The sequence below is a fragment of the Nocardioides sp. GCM10023255 genome, assembly GCF_042653125.1.
Taxonomy (GTDB): Bacteria; Actinomycetota; Actinomycetes; order Propionibacteriales; family Nocardioidaceae; genus Nocardioides.
The window spans coordinates 299,364-318,993 of sequence record NZ_JBHSHU010000004.1 but is presented as its reverse complement, the minus strand read 5'-3'; the positions used below and the strand labels follow the sequence as shown (position 1 = coordinate 318,993).

At 73.4% G+C, this 19,630-nt stretch carries 22 protein-coding genes; 9 read left to right on the top strand and 13 right to left on the bottom strand.

From position 1 onward, the window contains the following. Positions 1 to 41 precede the first annotated feature (41 nt). Genes ACFO9I_RS09055 through ACFO9I_RS09040 form a run of 4 tightly spaced genes read right to left on the bottom strand, consistent with a single transcriptional unit; the run spans position 42 to position 2,545 of the window. Complete coding sequence (locus ACFO9I_RS09055) at positions 42 to 899, bottom strand: fructosamine kinase family protein (RefSeq protein WP_379179969.1); 858 nt, start codon at positions 897 to 899, stop codon at positions 42 to 44. After that, on the bottom strand, positions 896 to 1,447 hold the full coding sequence (locus ACFO9I_RS09050) for a low molecular weight protein-tyrosine-phosphatase (RefSeq protein ID WP_379179967.1): 552 nt from the start codon (positions 1,445 to 1,447) through the stop codon (positions 896 to 898). The genes ACFO9I_RS09055 and ACFO9I_RS09050 overlap by 4 nt, the downstream gene beginning before the upstream one ends. Next, on the bottom strand, positions 1,447 to 1,833 hold the full coding sequence (locus ACFO9I_RS09045; RefSeq protein ID WP_379179965.1) for a phage holin family protein: 387 nt from the start codon (positions 1,831 to 1,833) through the stop codon (positions 1,447 to 1,449). The genes ACFO9I_RS09050 and ACFO9I_RS09045 overlap by 1 nt, the downstream gene beginning before the upstream one ends. Before the next feature lie 40 nt (positions 1,834 to 1,873). Next, positions 1,874 to 2,545 carry a GntR family transcriptional regulator gene (locus ACFO9I_RS09040; RefSeq protein ID WP_379179963.1) on the bottom strand — a complete coding sequence of 224 codons (672 nt, stop codon included), beginning with the start codon at positions 2,543 to 2,545 and terminating at the stop codon, positions 1,874 to 1,876. Between the two features lie 123 nt (positions 2,546 to 2,668). Between ACFO9I_RS09040 and ACFO9I_RS09035 the strand changes: the two genes are divergently transcribed. Both ACFO9I_RS09035 and hisC read left to right on the top strand, forming a co-directional pair. Next, positions 2,669 to 3,232, top strand: a complete 564-nt coding sequence (locus tag ACFO9I_RS09035) for a VanZ family protein (protein ID WP_379179961.1) — start codon at positions 2,669 to 2,671, stop codon at positions 3,230 to 3,232. A gap of 10 nt (positions 3,233 to 3,242) precedes the next feature. After that, a complete protein-coding gene (hisC, locus tag ACFO9I_RS09030; RefSeq protein WP_379179959.1) occupies positions 3,243 to 4,322 on the top strand; it encodes a histidinol-phosphate transaminase in 1,080 nt (359 codons plus the stop codon). 116 nt (positions 4,323 to 4,438) lie between these two features. Here hisC and ACFO9I_RS09025 read toward each other — a convergent pair whose 3' ends face one another. From ACFO9I_RS09025 to ACFO9I_RS09015, 3 genes are all read right to left on the bottom strand, one after another. Continuing rightward, positions 4,439 to 5,791 (bottom strand): MFS transporter, encoded by a 1,353-nt coding sequence (locus tag ACFO9I_RS09025; protein ID WP_379179957.1) that lies wholly within the window; start codon positions 5,789 to 5,791, stop codon positions 4,439 to 4,441. After that, complete coding sequence (locus ACFO9I_RS09020; protein WP_379179955.1) at positions 5,788 to 6,360, bottom strand: ArsR/SmtB family transcription factor; 573 nt, start codon at positions 6,358 to 6,360, stop codon at positions 5,788 to 5,790. Before ACFO9I_RS09020 ends, ACFO9I_RS09025 begins: the two co-directional genes overlap by 4 nt. A 118-nt stretch (positions 6,361 to 6,478) precedes the next feature. Continuing rightward, positions 6,479 to 7,210: a hypothetical protein gene (locus ACFO9I_RS09015; protein WP_379179953.1), complete on the bottom strand. Its 732-nt coding sequence runs from the start codon at positions 7,208 to 7,210 to the stop codon at positions 6,479 to 6,481. A gap of 152 nt (positions 7,211 to 7,362) precedes the next feature. Here ACFO9I_RS09015 and ACFO9I_RS09010 point away from each other — a divergent pair, with 152 nt between their 5' ends. Together ACFO9I_RS09010 and ACFO9I_RS09005 are read left to right on the top strand one after the other, a co-directional pair. After that, entirely contained in the window at positions 7,363 to 8,277 is a 915-nt protein-coding gene (locus ACFO9I_RS09010) for a glutathione S-transferase family protein (protein WP_379179991.1), read from the top strand. Positions 8,278 to 8,286: 9 nt separating this feature from the next. Continuing rightward, positions 8,287 to 9,201 (top strand): cation diffusion facilitator family transporter, encoded by a 915-nt coding sequence (locus ACFO9I_RS09005; protein WP_379179951.1) that lies wholly within the window; start codon positions 8,287 to 8,289, stop codon positions 9,199 to 9,201. A gap of 25 nt (positions 9,202 to 9,226) precedes the next feature. Here the strand turns inward: ACFO9I_RS09005 and ACFO9I_RS09000 are convergent, their stop codons facing one another. Genes ACFO9I_RS09000 through ACFO9I_RS08990 form a run of 3 tightly spaced genes read right to left on the bottom strand, consistent with a single transcriptional unit; the run spans position 9,227 to position 13,307 of the window. Further along, entirely contained in the window at positions 9,227 to 11,026 is a 1,800-nt protein-coding gene (locus ACFO9I_RS09000) for a sugar phosphate isomerase/epimerase and 4-hydroxyphenylpyruvate domain-containing protein (protein ID WP_379179949.1), read from the bottom strand. Beyond that, positions 11,023 to 11,919 (bottom strand): shikimate dehydrogenase, encoded by an 897-nt coding sequence (locus ACFO9I_RS08995; RefSeq protein ID WP_379179947.1) that lies wholly within the window; start codon positions 11,917 to 11,919, stop codon positions 11,023 to 11,025. The genes ACFO9I_RS09000 and ACFO9I_RS08995 overlap by 4 nt, the downstream gene beginning before the upstream one ends. After that, positions 11,916 to 13,307 (bottom strand): MFS transporter, encoded by a 1,392-nt coding sequence (locus ACFO9I_RS08990; RefSeq protein WP_379179945.1) that lies wholly within the window; start codon positions 13,305 to 13,307, stop codon positions 11,916 to 11,918. The genes ACFO9I_RS08995 and ACFO9I_RS08990 overlap by 4 nt, the downstream gene beginning before the upstream one ends. Positions 13,308 to 13,433: 126 nt before the next feature. Between ACFO9I_RS08990 and ACFO9I_RS08985 the strand changes: the two genes are divergently transcribed. Beyond that, positions 13,434 to 14,432, top strand: a complete 999-nt coding sequence (locus ACFO9I_RS08985; protein ID WP_379179943.1) for a LacI family DNA-binding transcriptional regulator — start codon at positions 13,434 to 13,436, stop codon at positions 14,430 to 14,432. A 21-nt stretch (positions 14,433 to 14,453) separates the two neighbouring features. Here ACFO9I_RS08985 and ACFO9I_RS08980 read toward each other — a convergent pair whose 3' ends face one another. Further along, positions 14,454 to 15,434, bottom strand: coding sequence for a helix-turn-helix transcriptional regulator (locus ACFO9I_RS08980; RefSeq protein WP_379179941.1), 981 nt, complete (start codon positions 15,432 to 15,434; stop codon positions 14,454 to 14,456). A gap of 61 nt (positions 15,435 to 15,495) precedes the next feature. On the opposite strand from ACFO9I_RS08980, the gene ACFO9I_RS08975 reads away from it, so the two are divergent. Next, positions 15,496 to 16,062 (top strand): DinB family protein, encoded by a 567-nt coding sequence (locus tag ACFO9I_RS08975; protein ID WP_379179939.1) that lies wholly within the window; start codon positions 15,496 to 15,498, stop codon positions 16,060 to 16,062. Between the two features lie 107 nt (positions 16,063 to 16,169). After that, positions 16,170 to 16,586, top strand: a complete 417-nt coding sequence (locus tag ACFO9I_RS08970; protein WP_379179937.1) for a nuclear transport factor 2 family protein — start codon at positions 16,170 to 16,172, stop codon at positions 16,584 to 16,586. A 7-nt stretch (positions 16,587 to 16,593) separates the two neighbouring features. Here the strand turns inward: ACFO9I_RS08970 and ACFO9I_RS08965 are convergent, their stop codons facing one another. Together ACFO9I_RS08965 and ACFO9I_RS08960 are read right to left on the bottom strand one after the other, a co-directional pair. After that, positions 16,594 to 16,806: a DUF2945 domain-containing protein gene (locus ACFO9I_RS08965; RefSeq protein WP_379179935.1), complete on the bottom strand. Its 213-nt coding sequence runs from the start codon at positions 16,804 to 16,806 to the stop codon at positions 16,594 to 16,596. Continuing rightward, a complete protein-coding gene (locus ACFO9I_RS08960; protein WP_379179933.1) occupies positions 16,803 to 17,270 on the bottom strand; it encodes an SRPBCC family protein in 468 nt (155 codons plus the stop codon). The genes ACFO9I_RS08965 and ACFO9I_RS08960 overlap by 4 nt, the downstream gene beginning before the upstream one ends. A 146-nt stretch (positions 17,271 to 17,416) precedes the next feature. Here ACFO9I_RS08960 and pdhA point away from each other — a divergent pair, with 146 nt between their 5' ends. After that, positions 17,417 to 18,640 (top strand): pyruvate dehydrogenase (acetyl-transferring) E1 component subunit alpha, encoded by a 1,224-nt coding sequence (gene pdhA / locus ACFO9I_RS08955; protein WP_379179931.1) that lies wholly within the window; start codon positions 17,417 to 17,419, stop codon positions 18,638 to 18,640. Beyond that, complete coding sequence (locus ACFO9I_RS08950; RefSeq protein WP_379179929.1) at positions 18,637 to 19,620, top strand: alpha-ketoacid dehydrogenase subunit beta; 984 nt, start codon at positions 18,637 to 18,639, stop codon at positions 19,618 to 19,620. Before pdhA ends, ACFO9I_RS08950 begins: the two co-directional genes overlap by 4 nt. Positions 19,621 to 19,630: the final 10 nt, after the last annotated feature.

The following is a 19,630-nucleotide window of genomic DNA, read 5'->3' as shown; positions in this document are numbered from 1 at the left end:
TACTGTGCCAGCCGAGCCTGAGTCGTGACTGAGAGTCGGGCCTAGACGTAGCCCCGCGCGGTCTGCGCGGCGCGGGCGCCGTACCCGCCCCCGAACAGGCAGGCGTGGACCAGCAGCGGGAAGAGCTGGTGCAGCCCGACCCGGTCCTCCCACCCGTCCGCGAGCGGGCTGGCCTCGGCGTACGCGTCGAGGACGCGGGGCAGGTGCGGCAGCCCGAAGAGCGCGAGCATCGCGAGGTCGGTCTCGCGGTGGCCGCCGTGCGCCGCGGGGTCGATCACGTGGGCGCGGCCGTCGACGCCCCACAGCACGTTGCCGTTCCACAGGTCGCCGTGCAGCCGCGAGGGCGGCTCCTCGGGGACCAGCGCGGGCAGCCGGGCGACGACCGCCTCGACCGCGGCGGCGTCGTGGTCGGTGATCGCGCCGCGGTCGCGCGCCAGCTTCAGGTAGGGCAGCACCCGGCGGGTCGCGAAGAACTCCGCCCAGGTGTCGGCCGGCCGGTTGGGCAGCGGCAGCTTGCCGATGTAGCCGTCGCGGTCCAGGCCGTACGACGCCGCGCCGGCGCCGTGGGTGGCGGCCAGGGCCCGGCCGAAGCCGGCCGCCGCGTCGGCGGTGACCTTGCCCGGCTCGACCCACGCGACGATCAGGCACTCGTGGTCCACCGCGAGCACCTCGGGGACGGCGACGCCGCCGCTCTCGGCGAGCCAGCGCAGGCCGTGGGCCTCGCTCTCGAAGAAGTCGGCCGGGGCGTGCGGCAGGGTCTTCATCAGGGCGGTCGTGCCGTTGCTGAGCCGCAGCCGCGTCGCGGTCGCGATGTCGCCACCGGCGACCGGGGCCGTGGCCACCACGGCGGCGCCGAGGAGGTCCTCGGCGCGCCTGGCGACCAGCGGCTGACGGGTCACGGCGCGGGATGCTCCGCACGCGGCCGGTCCGGGTGCCGGGTCTCCGGGCGCAGTGTCTCCGGGCGCAGGGCAGCCTCCAGGTGGGCGACGATGGTCGCCGCGGTGCGCTCCACCATGGTGAGCACCTCCTCGAAGCCGTCGGCCCCACCGTAGTACGGGTCCGGCACCTCCCCACCCGGAACGAGCGGATCGAAGTCGCGGAACAGGCGCACGCGGGCGGCCTCGCCGCCGATGTCGGCGAGGTTCTGCGCGTCCATGGCCAGCACCAGGTCGAACTCCTCGAGCCAGGCGGGGGTGAACTGCCGGGCGCGGTGCCGGCTGGCGTCGTACCCCGCCGCGGTCAGGGTCGCCGCCGCGCGCCGGTCCATCGGGTCGCCGACGTGCCAGCCGCCGGTGCCGGAGCTCGCGACGGTGACCCGCTCGGCCAGGCCGGCCTCCTCGATGCGCGCGCCGAGCACGACGTCGGCCATCGGGGAGCGGCAGATGTTGCCGAGGCAGACCAGCGCGATCGCGTAGCGACCCTCGGTGCGTGGTGCCGGCAGCGTCATCAGCGGTCCCGCTCCGAGCCGAGCACGCCGTCGACGACCCAGTCCACGATCGTGATCACGATCGCGCCGCCGACCGCGGTCCAGAAGCCGTCGACGTGGAAGCCGATGTCGAGCTTGTCGGCCAGCCAGCTGGTGAGCATCAGCATCGCCGCGTTGATCACGAGCAGGAACAGGCCCAGCGTCAGGATGATGAACGGGATGGACAGGATCTGCAGGACCGGCTTCACGAACGCCGAGACCACGCCGAGGATCAGCGCCACCAGCAGCAGCGGCACCACCTTCTCGGAGACGTCGCCGTGCCGGGGCTCGAACCAGATGCCCTCGAAGAGCCAGGTCGCGACCGACAACGAGATCGCGGTGCCGATGAGCCAGGTGAGGAAGCGCACGCAGCGATCCTAGGGGGATCGCCCGTGGCCCCGGCCCAGCTCACCGCAGGTCGAGGGCGTCCAGGATCGAGGTCTCGGCGTCGGCGAGGTGCTCGGCGAGGTACGCCGCGGCACCGTCGACGTCCCCGCGCTCGAGCAGCAGCACGAGGTGGGTGTGGGAGTCCGCCTGGTCGTGTGCGTTGCGGCGGGCCCGGTCCACCTGGGCCAGCGCCAGCCGGAGCTCGGCGACGAGCGCCTCGGCGGTGCGCACCAGGCGCTCGGAGCCGGTGAGTCCGACGAGCGAGACGTGGAAGGCGAGGTGGTGCTCGTTGAGCTCGGCGTACCCCGCCCCCGAGCGGACCGCGGCGGCGTACCCGGCCAGCCCGGCGCGGACCTGCTCGCGCAGCTGCTCGTCGGCCTCGGGCCAGCGGCGCACCCCCGCGATCTCGAGGACCGCGCGGGCCCGGCACACGTCGCGCACCGAGTCCGGGTCGGGGGTGGCCACGGCGACCCCGCGGTTGGGCTCGCGGACGGCCAGCCCCTCCGCGACCAGCGCCGAGAGCGCCTCGCGCACGGTCGGCCGGGAGACCCCGAGGGAGTCGGCCAGCGCCACCTCGCGCAACGGCGTGCCCGACGAGAGCTCGCCGTCGAACACGGCCCGGCGCAGCTCCCGTGCCGCCCGGTCGACGGTCGTGGAGTGCTCCAGGCTCAGGGTCCCGAACTGCTGGCCCACGGATCTCTCCTCCCGGCGGAGGCGGCGCTCGACCCCGTCGTACCCATTGTCACTCGCTCGTGCCGGCGCCGGGTGGACGGGCGGCCGGCACGGCCGCACAGGCACTCTGGATAGCCTCACCCCGTGTTCCCGGTCGGTGGGGTGGGCGTGATGCTGCTCGGCGTGGTGACGTCGGGCGCGCTCTGCCTGCTGCTCGCGCTCGCGACCCGGCGCCGGCTCGGCGCGGTCTCTGCCTTCGCCTTCGCCGGGCTGCTCTGGTCGCTGGTCGTGATCGCCTGCGTCACCCTGATCCCGGCGCAGGGCGCGCCGGGGGTGGTCTACGCCGAGGACCGGCTGACGAGCTGCTCGTGGGACGTCGGCGGCCCGGCGCCGGAGGGGTTCTGGATCTTCGAGAGCGGGCAGCGGCTGCTCAACACCGTGCTGTTCGTGCCGTCCGGGGCGTTGCTGGTGCTCACGGTGGCCCGCTGGCGGGCCGGGTGGGTGCTGGTGCCGCTGGGCCTGGTCGGGCTGGCGGCGTACTCCGCGGCGATCGAGGCGACCCAGCTGGCGCTGGCCCGGATCGACCGGGCGTGCGACGTGACCGACGTCGTCGACAACGTCACCGGGGCGGCCCTCGGGGTGGCGATCGGGATCGTGCTGGTGCCGGTGCTGCGACCGTGGCGCGGCCGCAGCCGGCAGTACCACTAATCTCGGCCGCATGACCAGCACCGACGCTCCTCGTCCCCGGCCCAACATCGGCGCGATCCCGCCGTACGTCGCGGGCAAGCCGCCGACGGTCCGCCCGGGGATGACGTCGTACAAGCTCTCCTCGAACGAGAACCCCTACCCGCCGCTGCCGGGCGTGGTCGAGGCGGTGCAGGAGGCGGTCGCGTCGATGAACCGCTACCCCGACATGGGGTCGACCGCGTTGTACGCGGCGCTGGCCGAGAAGCTGGGCGTGCCGGCCGGGGACCTGTCGCTGGCGACCGGCTCGGTCGGCCTGATCTACCAGCTGGTGCAGGCGTTCTGCGACCCCGGCGACGAGGTGCTCTTCGCCTGGCGCTCCTTCGAGGCCTACCCGATCGCGGTCACGGCCGCGGCCGCCACGGCCGTCCGGGTGCCGGTGCTGGCCGACGGGCGCCACGACCTCGACGCGATGGCGGCGGCGATCACCGACCGCACCAAGGTGGTGCTGGTCTGCACGCCCAACAACCCCACCGGCCCCGCGGTGACGCAGGCCGAGCTCGACGCGTTCCTGGCCAAGGTGCCGCCGCACGTGCTGGTCGTGGTGGACGAGGCCTACGTCGAGTTCGTCCGGATGGCCGACCCGGTCGACGGGATCGCGACCTACCGCGCGCACCAGAACGTCGTGCTCACCCGCACCTTCTCCAAGGCCTACGGACTGGCCGGCTTCCGGGTGGGGTACGCCGTGGCCCCGGCTCCGATCGCGGCCGCGCTGCGCGCGGTGTCCCTGCCGTTCGGGGTGTCGACCGTCGCCCAGGCCGCCGCCATCGCGTCGCTCGAGCGCGAGCCCGAGCTGCTCGAGCGCGTCGAGGCGCTGGTCGCCGAGCGCACCCGCGTGGTCGAGGGGCTGCGTGCCGCCGGCTGGGACGTCCCGGAGGCCCAGGGCAACTTCGTGTGGTTCGAGCTCGGCGACCGCACTGCCGACTTCGCGGCCGCGGCCGACGAGCTCGGCATCGTGGTGCGCCCGTTCGCCGGTGAGGGCGCCCGGGTCTCCATCGGCGAGGACGAGGCCAACGACCGGCTGATCAAGCTGGCCCAGGGGTTCCCGCGCTGACCGACCCGTCGCGGCTTGACGCGTCAGCACGTCGACCCGTCGCAGCTTGACGCGTCAGCACGTCGATCCGTCGCGGCTTGACGCGTCAGCACGTCGACCCGTCGCGGCTTGACGCGTCAGGCGCGCCGACCCGTCGCAGCTTCACGACTGTCGGTCGTCGACGGGCGACGGGTCGATGCGTCCTGGTCGTGAAAGAGCGACGGGTCGGCGGCCTCAGGACGTGAAGCCGCGACAGGTCGGTGGTCGATCTCGCGCCAGCGCGGGTCCACCGCCGGCAGCATCGTGACCAGGAAGTAGGCGCCACCACAGACCAGCATCGCGGTCGTCAGCCCGAACGCGCTGGTCAGGCCACCGCCGAGCAGGCCGCCGAGGGGCATCAGGGCGAAGCAGAGCGCCGACGTGAGCGAGGTGACCCGGCCGACGAGGGGGGCGGGGATCCGCTCGAAGGTCACCGCGCCCAGCACCGGGTTGAGGAACCCGGAGGCGAAGCCGCCGGCGACCGCCACCGCCAGCACCGCCCACAGCGGGGCGTCGAGCGCGAGGACGGCGTACCGCGGCAACCCGCAGATAAGGAACGCGAACAGGTAGGTCCGGTAGCGCGGGAGACGGTCCGCCCAGGCGGCGGCCACCACCGAGCCGAGCGCGGCCGCACCGCTGAACACTCCGAAGAGCAGGCCGATCGCGGTCGCCCCGCCACCGGACTCCACCGCCCAGACCGGCACCAGCACCGAGGTGAAGGCCAGGTCGATCAGGTTGGTCAGCGCAACCATCGCGGTCATCGCCACGAGCACCCGGTCGCTGCGCAGGAAGGTCCAGCCCTCGTGCAGCTGGGCGAGGTAGCCCGGCGAGCCCGCTGTGGCGTCGGTTGCCGGCGCCGGCTCTGCCCGCGTGCCGCTCCCGAACCCGTGGGTCGACCACGCGAGCACCGCCGCGGACAGTCCGAAGGTGGCGGCGTCGACCAGGAGCGCGTTGGTCGGGCCGACCGCCGCCACCAGGCCGCCGGCGAAGGCCCAGCCGAGCATCGACGCGGAGCGCTCGACCGTGCCGTACAGGCCGGTCGCCCGCTCCATGGGTACGTCGGCGTGCGCGACCAGGACGGGCACCAGCGATTGCTTGGCGCTGTCGCCGGGACCACGCAGCGCGCCGGCGACAGCGACCAGCGCCAGGAAGACCGGGAAGGTCAGCAGGCCGAGCAGGTGCAGGGCCGGGATGGCGCCGACCGCCACCAGGCTCCCGAGGTCGCAGCCGATGCTGACGCGGCGCGCGCCGAGCCGGTCGATGAGCGGCCCGCCGAGGACCTTGAGCAGCACCAGCGGCAGCATCTCGGCAACCGCCACCAGGCCGGTGCGGGTGGCGCTGCCCGTGGTCGTGTAGACGAAGAACGGCAGGGCGAGCATCGACACCCGGGTGCCGGTGAGCGAGATCGCCTCCGAGGTCAGCCAGCCGTAGAGCGGCTTGCGGGTGCTCATTCGGGGCTCCTTCCGAGCTTGCCGGGGTAGGGGAAGCCGTTGAGCTGGACGACGTACTCGACGGCGTCGTCGTCCTCCTCGTCCTCGGCCTCCTGGATCGTCGCCATCACCTGCTCGACGAGCGCGAGCGCTCGCTGCGGGGTCAGGCGGACCACCCAGTCGCTGTACGTCGTCGCCTCGGCCCACGCCTTCGGCAGGAGGGGAAGCTCCTCGACGGAGCGCTGCAGCGTCTGGGTCATCACGACGACGACGGACTGGAGATAGGCCTCCAGCGTCTCGCGCTCGTCAGGGTCGTCCGGCGGGGTCAGCTCGGTGGTGGTCGACTGGTGCGCGGCCCGCCACCAGCGGTCCCGGGCGTTGCCGCGCTCGGTGTCCTCCTCGACGAAGCCGTGCTGCGCGAGCTGCCGCAGGTGGTACGACGTCGCGCCGCTGTTCAGTCCGAGCCGGGTCGCCAGCATGGTCGCCGTCGCCGGCCCGTCGATGCGCAGTATCCCCAGCATCCGCAGCCGGACGGGGTGCGCGAGCGCCTTCAGCCCGGCCGGCGAAGGGGTGATCGAGGTGAGGTCCACAGCGGCAGCCTAGACCGCAAAGATTCATTTGCAAAGATGTCTTTGCAATCTTTTTGGAGGGATAGTCCGGCACGTTTGCGGCGTACCGCCCGCCACGACCGGTCGGAAACGTGCCGGACTATCCCGCGTGAGCGGCCTCGGCCCGCTCCTTGATGCCCAGCAGCATCCGGCGCTCCATCACCGCGTGCGGCAGCTCGAGGAGGAGGTAGTAGGCCAGGGCGCCGGGGCCGCGGTCGACGTGGGAGCGGGCGATCAGGCGGCAGCCACCGTCCCAGTCCGGCTCCACGACGTAGCCGCCCCAGCCCTCGATGACCAGGGCGTGCGGGGGGTCGACCTCGGTGACGCGGGTCGCGAACCCCGGCGCGAGCACGAGCGGGTCACCGGGCTCGAGGTCCTGCCACTCGGCGTGGACCTCGTCGGCCGTGTGCAGCCGGCAGCCGGCCAGGTTCTCCAGCCAGTCGTAGGAGTAGAAGCCGCCCTTGTCCTGCCCGATCTGCACCAGCCACGGCCACACCTCGTGAGCGGGCGCGCGGACCGTGACCGCACGGGTGCTGGTCGAGAGCGGCGGTCGCTCGCCGTCGCTCGGGTAGCGGCGCCGACGCTCCTCCTCGGTCGCGCCCCAGCGCTGCAGCCACGGCCGCACCGCGCCGACGTACACCCACGGGAGCGCCAGCCCGGCGGCGGTGGCCGCCCACGCCGTACGCCGCGCCGCAGGTCCGGGGGCGCGGTCGGGCCAGCGGCGTACGGCGGACAGCGGGGCCGTGACCGCGCCCAGCGCCAGCAGCAGCGGCCCTCCCGAGACCACCGCGAGGGCCCGGACCGTCTGCAACGGGGTCGCCTTCGTCGTCATGCCCCCGACGCTCGGCGCTGCGCCCGGCCGGCGTCAGGGTCGGACGTCCCCGATGTGGGTACACCACTGTCATGGACGACAGCAGCGACCAGGGCAGCGCCGGCCGGAGCGGCACCAGCTTCATCAAGGCGGGCGAGGACTACGACCGGGACATGGACTACATCCCGGACCGGATCACCCACGAGGCGCGCAAGCCCGACCACGGACCGGTCGAGGGCGACCTGTGGCCGGTCGAGCCCGGCCGCTACCGGCTGGTCGCGGCGCCCGCGTGCCCGTGGGCGAACCGGTCGCTGATCGTGCACCGCCTGCTCGGCCTCGAGGACGTGATCTCGGTCGGCCGGCCGGCGCCCACCCACGGCGAGGAGAGCTGGAACTTCGGCAACGACCCCGGCGGCGTGGACCCGGTGCTCGGCATCCACCGGCTGCAGGAGGCGTACTTCGCGCGCGTCCCCGACTACCCGCGGGGCATCACCGTGCCGGCGGTCGTCGACATCCCGACCGGGCAGGTGGTCACCAACGACTTCCCGTGGATCACCCACGACCTCTTCCACGAGTGGCGCGAGTTCCACCGTCCCGACGCCCCGGACCTGTGGCCCGAGGACCTCCGCGAGGAGATGGACGAGGTGATGGAGCGGGTCTTCACCGAGGTCAACAACGGCGTCTACCGCTGCGGATTCGCCGGGTCCCAGGAGTCCTACGACCGCGCGTACGACCGGCTCTGGTCGGCGCTGGACTGGCTCGAGGAGCGGCTCACCGGACAGCGCTACCTGATGGGTGACCGGCTCACCGAGGCCGACGTCCGGCTGTTCACGACGCTGGCCCGCTTCGACGCGGTCTACCACTCGCACTTCAAGTGCAACCGGCAGAAGCTCAGCGAGATGCCGGCGCTGTGGGGCTACGCGCGCGACCTGTTCCAGACCCCCGGCTTCGGGGAGACGATCGACTTCGACCAGATCAAGGCGCACTACTACGTCGTGCAGCGCGACATCAACCCCTCGCAGATCGTGCCGAAGGGGCCGGACCGCTCGGTCTGGGCGACCCCGCACGGGCGGGAGTCGCTCTCCTAGTCTGTGGCCATGGGTCACGACCACGGCCACGCCTCCGGGCGGGCGGAGGACCGCGGGCGGCTGCGGCTCGTCCTCGTGGTCACGGCCACCGTGCTGGTCGTCGAGCTCGTCGGCGCGTGGGTGGCCGGCTCGCTGGCGCTGCTGGCCGACGCCGGGCACATGGCGACCGACGTGGCCGCCATCGTGCTGGCGCTGGGGGCGTCGTACGTCGCGACGCTGCCGGGCGGCCCGCGCTCGACGTTCGGTTACCACCGCGCCGAGATCCTGGCCGCGCTGCTCAACGCCCTGGTCCTGCTCGGGGTGTGCGGCTACCTGTTGTACGCCGGGATCGGCCGGCTGTTCTCGCCGGCGGACGTCGACGCCGGCCCGATGATCGCGTTCGCGGCGGTGGGGCTGGTCGCCAACGGCGTCTCGATGACCGTGCTGTCGCGCTCCGAGACCGGGTCGCTCAACCTGCGGGGTGCGGCCACCGAGGTGTTCGGCGACCTGGTCGGCTCGGTCCTCACGGTCGCGGCGGGCGTCGTCATCCTCACCACCGGCTGGCAGCAGGCCGACGCGGTCGCGTCGCTCCTGATCGCGCTGCTGATCCTGCCGCGGTCGTTCCTGCTGCTGCGCGACTCGGCGGCGGTGCTGCTGGAGATCGCGCCCCACGACCTCGACCTGGCCGAGGTGCAGCGCCACCTCCACGACCTGCCCGGCGTGGTCGACGTGCACGACCTGCACGCCTGGACGATCACCAGCGGGATCCCCAGCCTGTCGGCGCACGTGACGGTGACCGACGAGGCGCTGGCCGAGCACGGGGTGGGCGGGATCCTCGACCAGCTGTGCGCCTGCACGACCGAGGACTTCGGGGTGCGGCACGCGACGTTCCAGGTCGAGCCGGTGAGCCATCGCGAGCACGAGGACCTCGGCGAGGCGCACTGAGACCCCGACCTGCCGAGTGCTGGTCTCACCGGCTGACCGGTGGAGCTGCCGCCGCCTGCGCAGCCAGCCGCACGTGCGTGCCGGCGGCGCCGTACCCGTCGTACCCGCCCCGCCGCTCGAGCAGCTCCACGTGGAACCCGGTGTCCAGCGGCAGCGTGAACGCGTGCAGCAGCTCGCCGTCGCCCACCCGGTCGTAGAGCAGCTGGTGTTCGCGCAGCCCGGCGAGCAGCTCCGGGTCCAGCCCGAAGCGGGCATCGAGGTCGACGTAGTAGTTGTCCGGCACCGGCATCAGCGGCACGCCCCGGCCCCTCAGCGCGCGCACCTGCGCGGCCACGTCGGCGCACGCGAACGCGACCTGGGTGATCCCCGAGCGCCGGCGGCTGCCGGCGCGGACGTCCTCGACGTTGAGCACCACGCGCAGGTCCCCGGCGACGGGCCGGAGCGCGCGGCTGCGCAGCCGGCCGTGCGGCTCGATGAACTCCTCCACCGATCCGGGCGCGAGGTCGAGCAGGGTGCGGAAGAAGGCGACCTGCTGGTCGAAGTGCTCGGGAGGCACGGCGACCGCGACGTGGTCGATCCCGAGCCAGCCCTCGCCGGGTCCGGAGGTGGCGGAGAAGTCACGGCGCCAGTCGTCGGCCGCCCCGGGCTCGGCGCTGACGAACACGTGCAGGCCGGAGGGGGAGGTGATGCCCGGCAGCAGTGCCTCGCCGGCGCCGCGGCTCCGGTCCACCGCGGGCCACAGCAGGGCCTTGGCCCGGGCGGCGACCGTCTCCACCGCGGGGGCGGCGACGCCGAGCGCGTGGGGGACCGCACCAACCGGCGGGGTGTCGTTGACGACGAGGCTCGCCCCTCCGTTGCGCCACCGGGTCACCGGCTTGGTGCGGTGCCGCCCGGCGACCTCGAAGCCCAGCGACGTCAGCAGGTCGGGCAGGCCGGGGGCCCCGGTGACCTCGACGAACGCCGCGTCGACCCGCGCGGGCGGCGGCGGGGCGGCGGTCACCGGACCGTCGACGAGCGCGGCCAGCTGGTCCTCGAGGAAGAGCAGCGACCGCATCGCGTCCTGGGCCGTCTCGGCGGGGTCGGCCTCGCGGACGGCGTCGCTGAAGACCTCCAACGACAGGGGCCCGCGGTAGCCGGCGCGGAGCACCGCGGCCACCACGCCCGCGACGTCGAGCGTCCCCTGGCCGGGGAAGCACCGGAAGTGTCGGCTCCACTCGAGCACGTTCATGTCCAGCAGCGGGGCGTCGGCCACCTGCAGGAAGCCGATCCGGTCGCCCGGCACGCCGTCGAGCGCCGACCCGTCGTCGCCACGCGCGAGCAGGTGGAAGGTGTCGACCGCCAGGGTGACCGCCGGGTGGTCGGCGCGGCGTACGACGTCCCACGCATCGCCGACCCGGTTCAGGTGCCGGCCCCAGGCGAGCGCCTCGAAGGCCATCGTCACGCCGTACGACGCCGCCAGCTCGCCGACCCGGTGCAGCTGCTCGGCGGACAGGTCGCGGTCGTCCACCGCGTCGGCGCCGACGTTCGAGCACGCCAGGAAGGTCGTGGCGCCGACCTCGGCCATCACCTCGAGCTTGGTGCGGACCCGGTGCAGCACGGCGTCGAAGCGCTCCGGAGCGACCCCGTCGAGGTCGCGGACCGGCTGGAACAGGTCGATCGACAGGCCGAGGTCGGCGCAGCGCCGTGCCACCTCCCGGGGGCGCAGCGGGCTCGCGACCAGGTCGTTGTCGAAGAGCTCGACGCCGTCGAAGCCGGCCGCGGCGACCGCGACCAGCTTGTCGGCGAGCAGCCCGCTCAGGGAGACGGTGGCGATGCCCTTCCTCATCGGGCCGTCAGCTCCCCTGAGGTCAGTCGGGCGAAGTGGCGCGACATCCGGTCCGCGTCGGGGACCCGGCCGGTGAAGTACTCGAAGGCGCCGACCGCCTGGTGCACCGCCATCCCGCCCCCGGGCACGACGCGGCAGCCACGGGAGCGCGCCAGCCGGACCAGCTCGGTCTCCAGCGGGAAGTAGACGACGTCGGAGACCCACAGCCGGTCGGTGACCAGCCGGCCGGGGACCGCCGTGCCCGGGTGGCCGAGCATCCCGATCGGGGTGGCGTTGACCAGGCCGCGCGCGTCGGCCAGCGCCCGCTCGAGGTCGTCGACGGCGGTGACCCGGTGGTCGCCGAACCGCTTGGCGAGCCGGACGGCGCACGCGTCGGCGCGGTCGCGGTCGGCGTCGAGCACGGCGACGTGCTCGGCCCCCTGCTCCAGCAGGCCGTAGCCGACCGCGACCCCGGCGCCGCCGGCGCCCACGAGGACCACCCGGTCCTCGACGGCGTCGGGGAGCGCCTGGCGGAAGGCCCGGCCGTAGCCGGACCAGTCGGTGTTGCGGCCCAGCACCCGGCCGTCGCGGAAGACGACCGTGTTGACCGCGCCGAGGTCGTGGGCGTCGTCGGAGAGCTCGTCGAGGAGCGGGACGACCGCCTGCTTGAAGGGGTGCGTGATGTTGAGCCCGTCGAACCCGAGCCGCCGGGCCCAGGCGAGGACCTGGGGGAGGTCCTCGACCCCGAGACCGGTCTTCTCGGCGTCGATGATCCGGTAGCTCAGCAGCAGCCCGGACTCGCGGCCCTCCCGCTCCTGCATGGCCGGGGTGAGGGAGGCGCCGATGCCGGCGCCGACCAGGCCGAGGAGGTACGACGTCTTCTCCGCGCCCGCGGCGGTGACCGGCTCGCTCACGACGCCACCCCGACGGTGACGGCGCGACCCTCGACGCGGGTCTCGCGGCGCACGCCCACGTCGCGGGTGGCGAGCCGGTGGGTGTTCGACGGTCCGGTGAGGACGGCGACCGCGGAGACCAGGCAGGCACCGGCGGCGAAGGCGGCGACCTTCCACCAGTTGTCGGCGTCGCCGCCCATGATCCACCCGGCGATGGTCGGCGTGAACCCCGCGAGGGCGAAGCCGAACTGCGTGCCGACGGCCATGCCGGAGAGCCGGACGCTGGTCGGGAAGTACTCCGCGTACGTCGCCGGCCACACGGCGTTGGGCATCGAGTAGACGACGCCGGCCAGGGCGACACCGAGGACGAAGGTCAGCGGCGCGTTGCCGGCGGAGATCGCGCCCAGGAAGGCCACCACCAGCACGGCGCTGCCGACCAGGCCCGAGACGAAGACGGGCTTGCGGCCGACCCGGTCGGAGAGACGGGCCCAGTAGGGGATGGTGGCGATCGCGACCAGGTTGGCGACGATGGCCAGCCAGAGCATGGTGGTGGAGCTGATGCCGACGGCGTAGTCGTCGGACGTGGCGAAGTTCAGCGCGAAGACCTGGAAGGTCGTGTTCACCATGGCGATGAAAGCGGCGAAGAAGACGCGCAGCACGCCCCGCCAGTGGTGGCGGAACAGCAGCCCGAGCGGGGTGTGCGAGGCGGCGGTGGTGATGTCGGTCCTCTTCTCGAGCTCCTGGGCCTCGAACTCCGGGGTCTCGTCGAGGGTGCGGCGGATCATGAAGCCGATGAGCACGACCAGGGCGCTGAGCCAGAACGGCACCCGCCAGCCCCAGGACTGCAGCTGGTCGTCGGGGAGCACCGCGGCGAGGGGCAGGAACACGGCCGGCGCGAGCACCTGGCCGCCCTGGGTGCCGCTCAAGGTGAAGCTGGTGAAGAAGCCGCGCCGGTCGTCGGGCGCGTGCTCGAAGGACATCGAGTTGGCGCCGGCCTGCTCACCGGCCGCGGAGAGGCCCTGGAGCAGGCGGAGCAGGACGAGCAGGGCGGGGGCGAGCAGGCCCACCTGGGAGTACGTCGGGAGGCAGCCGACCAGGAACGTCGAGACGCCCATCAGCAGCAGGGTGCCGACCATGACCTTCTTGCGGCCCATCCGGTCGCCGATGTGGCCCATGAAGAAGGAGCCGATCGGGCGGGCGACGTACGCGACCCCGAAGGTGGCGAACGCGGCGATGGTGGCCGCGGAGTCGTTGCCCTCGGGGAAGAAGATGTCGGGGAAGACCAGGGCCGCGGCGGTGCCGTAGATGGCCAGGTCGTAGTACTCCAGGGCGCTGCCGCTCCAGGCGGCGATGGCGGCCTTCTTCGGCGTGCGCCGGGCGGTGTCCCGGCTGGTCGGTGACTGGGTCATCTCTCGGTCCTCACGTCTCACCCTGCTGGTCCAGGGGCTCGTCGTCGAGTGTGGAAGTGGCGGCAGTCACATGGCAATCGTTTGCCATTTCTTGCCATACTGGGTCCATGGCCACCGTGGAATGCCGTGCCTGAGCGTCGGCGCCGCGCGACGATCACCGACGTCGCGGCGGCCGCCGGTGTCGCGCCGTCGACGGTCTCGCGGGCCTTCAGCCGGCCCGGCCGGGTCAACGCGCACACCCGCGAGCACGTGCTCGCCGTCGCCGAGCAGCTCGGCTACGCGCCCAACCCCACCGCCCGGGCGCTGGAGTCGGGGCGCAGCAGCACCCTGGCGCTGCTGGTCCCCGACATCACCAACCCCTACTTCGCCGGCGTGATCAAGGGCGCCGAGCGGGCCGCGGCCGCGGCCGGGCTGACGCTGGTGCTCGGCGACACCCAGGAGAACCCGACGACCGAGGAGGAGCTCGTGCGGCGCCTCGGGCCGGCCGTCGACGGCTTCGTGCTCAGCGCCTCCCGGCTGCCCGACGCCCGGCTGCGCGAGGCCGCCGAGGTGAACCCGCTGGCGCTGGTCAACCGGGCGACCCCGGGGGTGAGCTGCGTCGTGGCCGACTACGACAACGGCACCCGCCAGATGGTCGACCACCTCGCCTCCCACGGGCACCGGTCCTTCGTGTTCCTCGGCGGCCCCGCGGAGTCCTGGTCCGGCGCCCGGCGCTGGGCCGGCCTGCGGGCCGCGGCTGAGTCGCACGGGATGAGCGCGACGCGGTTCGGGCCCTACACGCCGACGCTGGCGGGCGGTCCGGCCGCGGCCGACGCCGTGCTCGCCGCCGGGGCGACCGCGGTGGTCGCGCACAACGACATGCTGGCGATCGGCGTGCTCCGGCGCCTCGCGGAGCGCGGCGTCGACGTGCCCGGCCAGGTCAGCGTCGTCGGCTTCGACGACATCTTCGGGGCCGACTTCTGCACCCCGCCGCTGACCACGCTCGCCGAGCGCACCGAGGACGCCGGCGCCCGCGCGGTCGAGGTCCTCGCCCAGCAGGCGTACGCCGGGGTCGTCGAGCCCTCGGCGCGGGTGCTCCCGACCCAGCTCGTGGTGCGGGCCTCGACGGGGCCGGCGCCGGGGTGAGGTCCGTGCAGGAGTCACCGGTCAACCGGCGACTCCTGCACCGCCGGCCCGCACCAGGTTCTGCCCGATGAACCGGACCGCGTCCTGCACCTCGGCCGGGCCGACGACCCGGAACGACGCCTGCAGCAGCGCGAGCTGCTGGGCGTACCAGAGCGGCTCGTCGGTCGAGCCGACCAGGCGGGTGCGGTCGTCGTCGAGCGGCTCGAGGCGACCGAGGCTGCGAGGGATCCACGAGGCGACGCTGGCCGCGGGTGCGTCCACGACCACCTCGACCTGGTGGGTCCAGCCGTCGGACAGGTGCTCCTCGACCTCGCGGACCGGGTCGAGGTCGTCGGGCGGGGTGAAGGTCTGCCCGAGCGGCTCGACGCGCACGACCCGGTCGAGGCGGAGCACGCGGCGGCCCCCGGCGGGTCGGGCGGCGCTCGGGTGCGACCAGCAGAGGACGTACCACCGGCCGTGCCGGGTCACCACGCCCCACGGGTCGACGTCCAGCTCCCGGTCGTGACCTGCTCCCGTGCGGTAGCCGAGCCGCAGCCGGCGCCCCGCGGCGCAGGCCTCCACGACCTGCACCGTCGTCTGCGGGTCGGGGGTCGTGTCCTCGTGCGCCCGGCGCGCGGCGCCGATCCGGCGTACGGCGTCGGCGGGCTCGGCGACCGGCGCGGGGAGTGCCCGGATGATCTTGCCGAGCGCGCTGCCCACCGGGTCGTCCGCGTCGGCGGCGGCGTGGTCGCCCTCCAGGACGGCCATCACGAGGGCCAGCGCCTCGGTGGTGGTGAACATCAGCGGAGGCACCCGGTGCCCGCGCCCGACGCGGTAGCCGCCGTACCGTCCCCGCTCGGACTCGACCGGCACCCCGGCCTCGCGCAGGACCGCGACGTACCGCCGGGCGGCCCGGCCCGACACCCCGAGGCGCTCGCCCAGCCGTTCCGCGGTGATGCCCGGGCTGGCCTGGAGCAGCTCGAGGCACACCAGCGCGCGGGCGGTCGGGTTCGTCTCGTCCACCCGACCATGGTCGCACCCGAAACGGAAACGATCCGTCCGCTTTGCCTCCTACGGTGTCGCCATGACGACTGAGACCCACACCCCTCCGCCCTGGGAGCCCCCGGTCGCCGGCACCGAGGTCGAGCACCTCGTCGGCGCCCTCGACCGCCAGCGGACCACCTTCCGCTGGAAGGCCGCGGACCTCGACGCGGCCGGTCTGCAGACTCGGATCGGCGCCTCCTCGATGACCCTGGGCGGCCTGCTCAAGCACCTCGCGTTCGTCGAGGCGTACTACTTCCGGCTCAAGCTGGCCCGGGAGTCGCCGGGCGCCCCGTGGGAGAGCGTCGACTGGGAGGCCGACCCCGGCTGGGACTGGTCCTCGGCGGCGGACGACACCCCCGAGGAGCTCTACGCGCTCTGGGACGGCGCGGTCGCGACGTCGCGCGCGAAGCTGGACGCCGCCCTCGCCGAGGGTGGGCTCGACCAGCCCGTGGACCTCACCTGGCCCGACGGCCGCCGGCCGAGCCTGCGCCGCATGGTCTGCGACCTGATCGAGGAGTACGGCCGGCACACCGGCCACGCGGACCTGATCCGCGAGGCCGTCGACGGACGGACCGGCGAGGACCCGCCGGCCGACTGGCGCCCCTGAGAGGCCCCTCGCGCCCGTGCCGTCACGGTCGGCCGCGGTCGAGGTCGCCGTCAGTGGGGACCTCTGGCCGTGACCGCCGGGGCGGTCCCGGCACTAGGTTCGGCGCCATGAGGAGCATCCTGGAGCGCCTCACCGAGGCGCAGAACGCCCACGACGCCGCGCGCATGGCGTCCCACTTCGCCGAGGACTACGTGAGCGCCCAGCCGGCCCACCCCGGCCGCGCCTTCACCGGTCGGGCCCAGGTGCTGGAGAACTGGACCGCGGTGTTCGCGGGCGTGCCGGACTTCCGGGCCGAGCTGCAGGCGTCGGCCCGGGACGGGGACACCGAGTGGGGTGAGGTCGACTGGCAGGGTCGCCACACGGACGGCGAGCCCTTCGCGATGCGTGGCGTCATCATCGCGACCGTGCGCGACGACCTGATCGCCGAGGCGCGCCTCTACGTGGAGCCCGTGGAGCGCGACGCCGGGGACATCGCGGCCGCCGTGGAGCAGCTCTACCGGCCGCCGGGTGCGACCGGTACCTGAGCGGGGCTCAGGCCTTCTCCACCTCGCTGCGCAGCTTGAGCACCCGCGCGCCGTCGGACTGCTCGATGACGTACGCCGGGTCGTCGTCGCTGCCGTCGCGGGTGATCTCGCTGCCCTGGAGGGTCCGGGTCACCTTCTCGTGATGGATCTCGACGACCTTGCCGGAGGCGGTCCCGTTGCCCCAGGACCAGCTGACCTCGCTGCCCGTGCGGATGCTCATGCGCCCTCACCCGCCCGCGCGGCGTCCTGCTCGGCGGCCGCGGACAGCCGGACCAGCGTCTCCTCGATGCCGCGCCGGTTGCGCGCCGGGAAGCCGGTGACCTCGATGAGGGTCGACCAGAGCCGGTTGTAGCGCGAGTAGTCGAAGGACTCGGTCACCCGGGTCCCGCCCTCGACCGGCTCGAGCTCGTAGCGCCAGCGGTGGCCGCCGAAGTGCCGCCACGCGATGCGGCGGTCCTCCTCGAACTCCACGACCCGGTTCCGGATCTTGTACGGCAGGCCGTACATCTTCATGTCCATCCCGAACTGCGCGCCCTTCGAGAGTCGCTCGGGGCCCGAGACCGTGCCCTGCAGGGTGCCGGAGCCGTCGATGCGCGGGTGCTGGCGCGGGTCGGCGAGGATCGCGAAGACGACGTCCGGCGGCGCCGCGACCGTCGTGCTGGCGGAGACGATGCGTGAGGTCATGGGACCGACAGTAGGCGCAGGCCCCGAACGGACCCGGCGGATTGGCCCCGGCCCGCGGCGCCCCGGTAAGTTGTCCGCGAGCCCGTTGTGGTCCCGATCACAGAGCGCACCACCCCCGCGCCGCTGGTCGGATCCCGCCGATCGGCATGCGGAGACCCCGCGGAGCCGATGACCTCGAAGGAGTGCACGTGACCCAGTCCGGAAGTCCCGGCTTCGGCCCCGATCTGGTGGAGGTCTTCGGACCGTCGCAGTCAGACGGCGGCCCCGAGCTCGTCCAGCTGCTCACCCCCGAGGGCGAGCGCGTCGAGCACCCCGAGTTCAGCTTCGGCGCCGGCATGTCCGCCGACGACGAGGCCGAGATGGTCCGCGGTTTCTACCGCGACATGGTCCTCACCCGGCGCATCGACACCGAGGCCACCGCGCTGCAGCGCCACGGCGAGCTCGGCATCTGGGCCCAGCTGCTCGGCCAGGAGGCCGCGCAGATCGGCGCCGGCCGCGCGCTGCGCCCCCAGGACTACGTCTTCCCGACCTACCGCGAGCACGGCGTCGCCTACTGCCGCGGCGTCGACCCGCTCAACCTCCTCGGCCTGTTCCGCGGGGTCGACCACGGCGCCTGGGACCCGAACGAGAACAACTTCGGGCTCTACACGATCGTCATCGGCGCCCAGACCCTGCACGCCACCGGCTACGCCATGGGCATGCAGCGCGACGGCGTCGTCGGCACCGGCGACCCCGAGCGCGACGCCGCCGTGATCGCCCACTTCGGCGACGGCGCCAGCAGCCAGGGCGACGTCAACGAGGCGTTCATCTTCGCCGCGTCGTACAACGCGCCGGTCGTCTTCTTCTGCCAGAACAACCAGTGGGCCATCTCCGAGCCCATCGAGCGCCAGACCCGCATCCCGCTCTACCAGCGCGCGCTGGGGTTCGGCTTCCCCGGCGTCCGCGTCGACGGCAACGACGTGCTGGCGACGTACGCCGTCACGCAGGCCGCGCTGCAGCGGGCCCGGGACGGTCAGGGCCCGACGTTCGTCGAGGCGTACACCTACCGGATGGGTGCCCACACCACGACCGACGACCCGACCCGCTACCGGCTCTCCGACGACGTCGAGCACTGGAAGCTCAAGGACCCGATCGCCCGCGTCGAGGTCTACCTCAAGCGCAACGGCCTGGCAGACGACGCGTTCTTCGACGCGGTCCGGCAGGAGGCCGACGACCTCGGCCACCACCTGCGCGAGGGCTGCAAGGCGCTGCCCGACCCGACGCCGATGAGCATGTTCGACCACGTCTACGCCGAGGAGACCGACGAGCTGCGCGCCGAGCGCGAGGGCTACGCGGCGTACCTCGAGTCGTTCGAGGGGAGCCACTCGTGAGCAACCAGAAGATCACGCTCGCCAAGGGCCTCAACATGGGGCTGCGCAAGGCGATGGAGGACGACCCCAAGGTCCTCGTCATGGGTGAGGACGTCGGCAAGCTCGGCGGCGTCTTCCGGATCACCGACGGCCTGCAGAAGGACTTCGGCGAGGACCGTGTCATCGACAGCCCGCTCGCGGAGTCCGGCATCGTCGGCACCGCGGTCGGCATGGCGCTGCGCGGCTACCGGCCCGTCGTCGAGATCCAGTTCGACGGCTTCGTCTACCCGGCCTACGACCAGATCGTCTGCCAGGTCGCGAAGATGCACTACCGCTCCAAGGGCAGGAGCAAGATGCCGATGGTCATCCGGATCCCGTTCGGTGGCGGCATCGGCGCGGTCGAGCACCACAGCGAGTCGCCGGAGGCGCAGTTCGCGCACACGCCCGGCCTCAAGGTGGTCGCCTGCTCCAACCCGGTCGACGGCTACTGGATGATCCAGCAGGCCATCGCGTGCGACGACCCGGTCATCTTCCTCGAGCCGAAGCGGCAGTACCACGCCGACAAGGCCGAGCTCGACGAGACCGCGCAGCCCGAGCCGCTCTTCACCTCGCGCGTGGTCCGCCAGGGCACCGACGTGACCGTGCTGGCCTACGGCCCGACCGTGAAGACCGCCATGAAGGCGGCCGAGGCGGCCGCGGTGGAGGGCAAGTCGCTCGAGGTCATCGACCTGCGCACCCTCTCCCCGCTCGACATGGGCCCGGTGCTGGACTCGGTGCGCCGCACCGGCCGCGCCGTGATCACCCACGAGGCGCACGTCAACCTCGGCATGGGGGCGGAGGTGTCTGCCCGGATCACCGAGGAGTGCTTCTACTCGCTCGAGGCCCCGGTCCTGCGCGTGGGCGGCTTCGACACGCCGTACCCCGCCTCGCGGATCGAGGAGGACTTCCTCCCCGACCTCGACCGGGTGCTGGACGCCGTCGACCGCTCGCTGAGCTTCTGAGGAGCCGCGC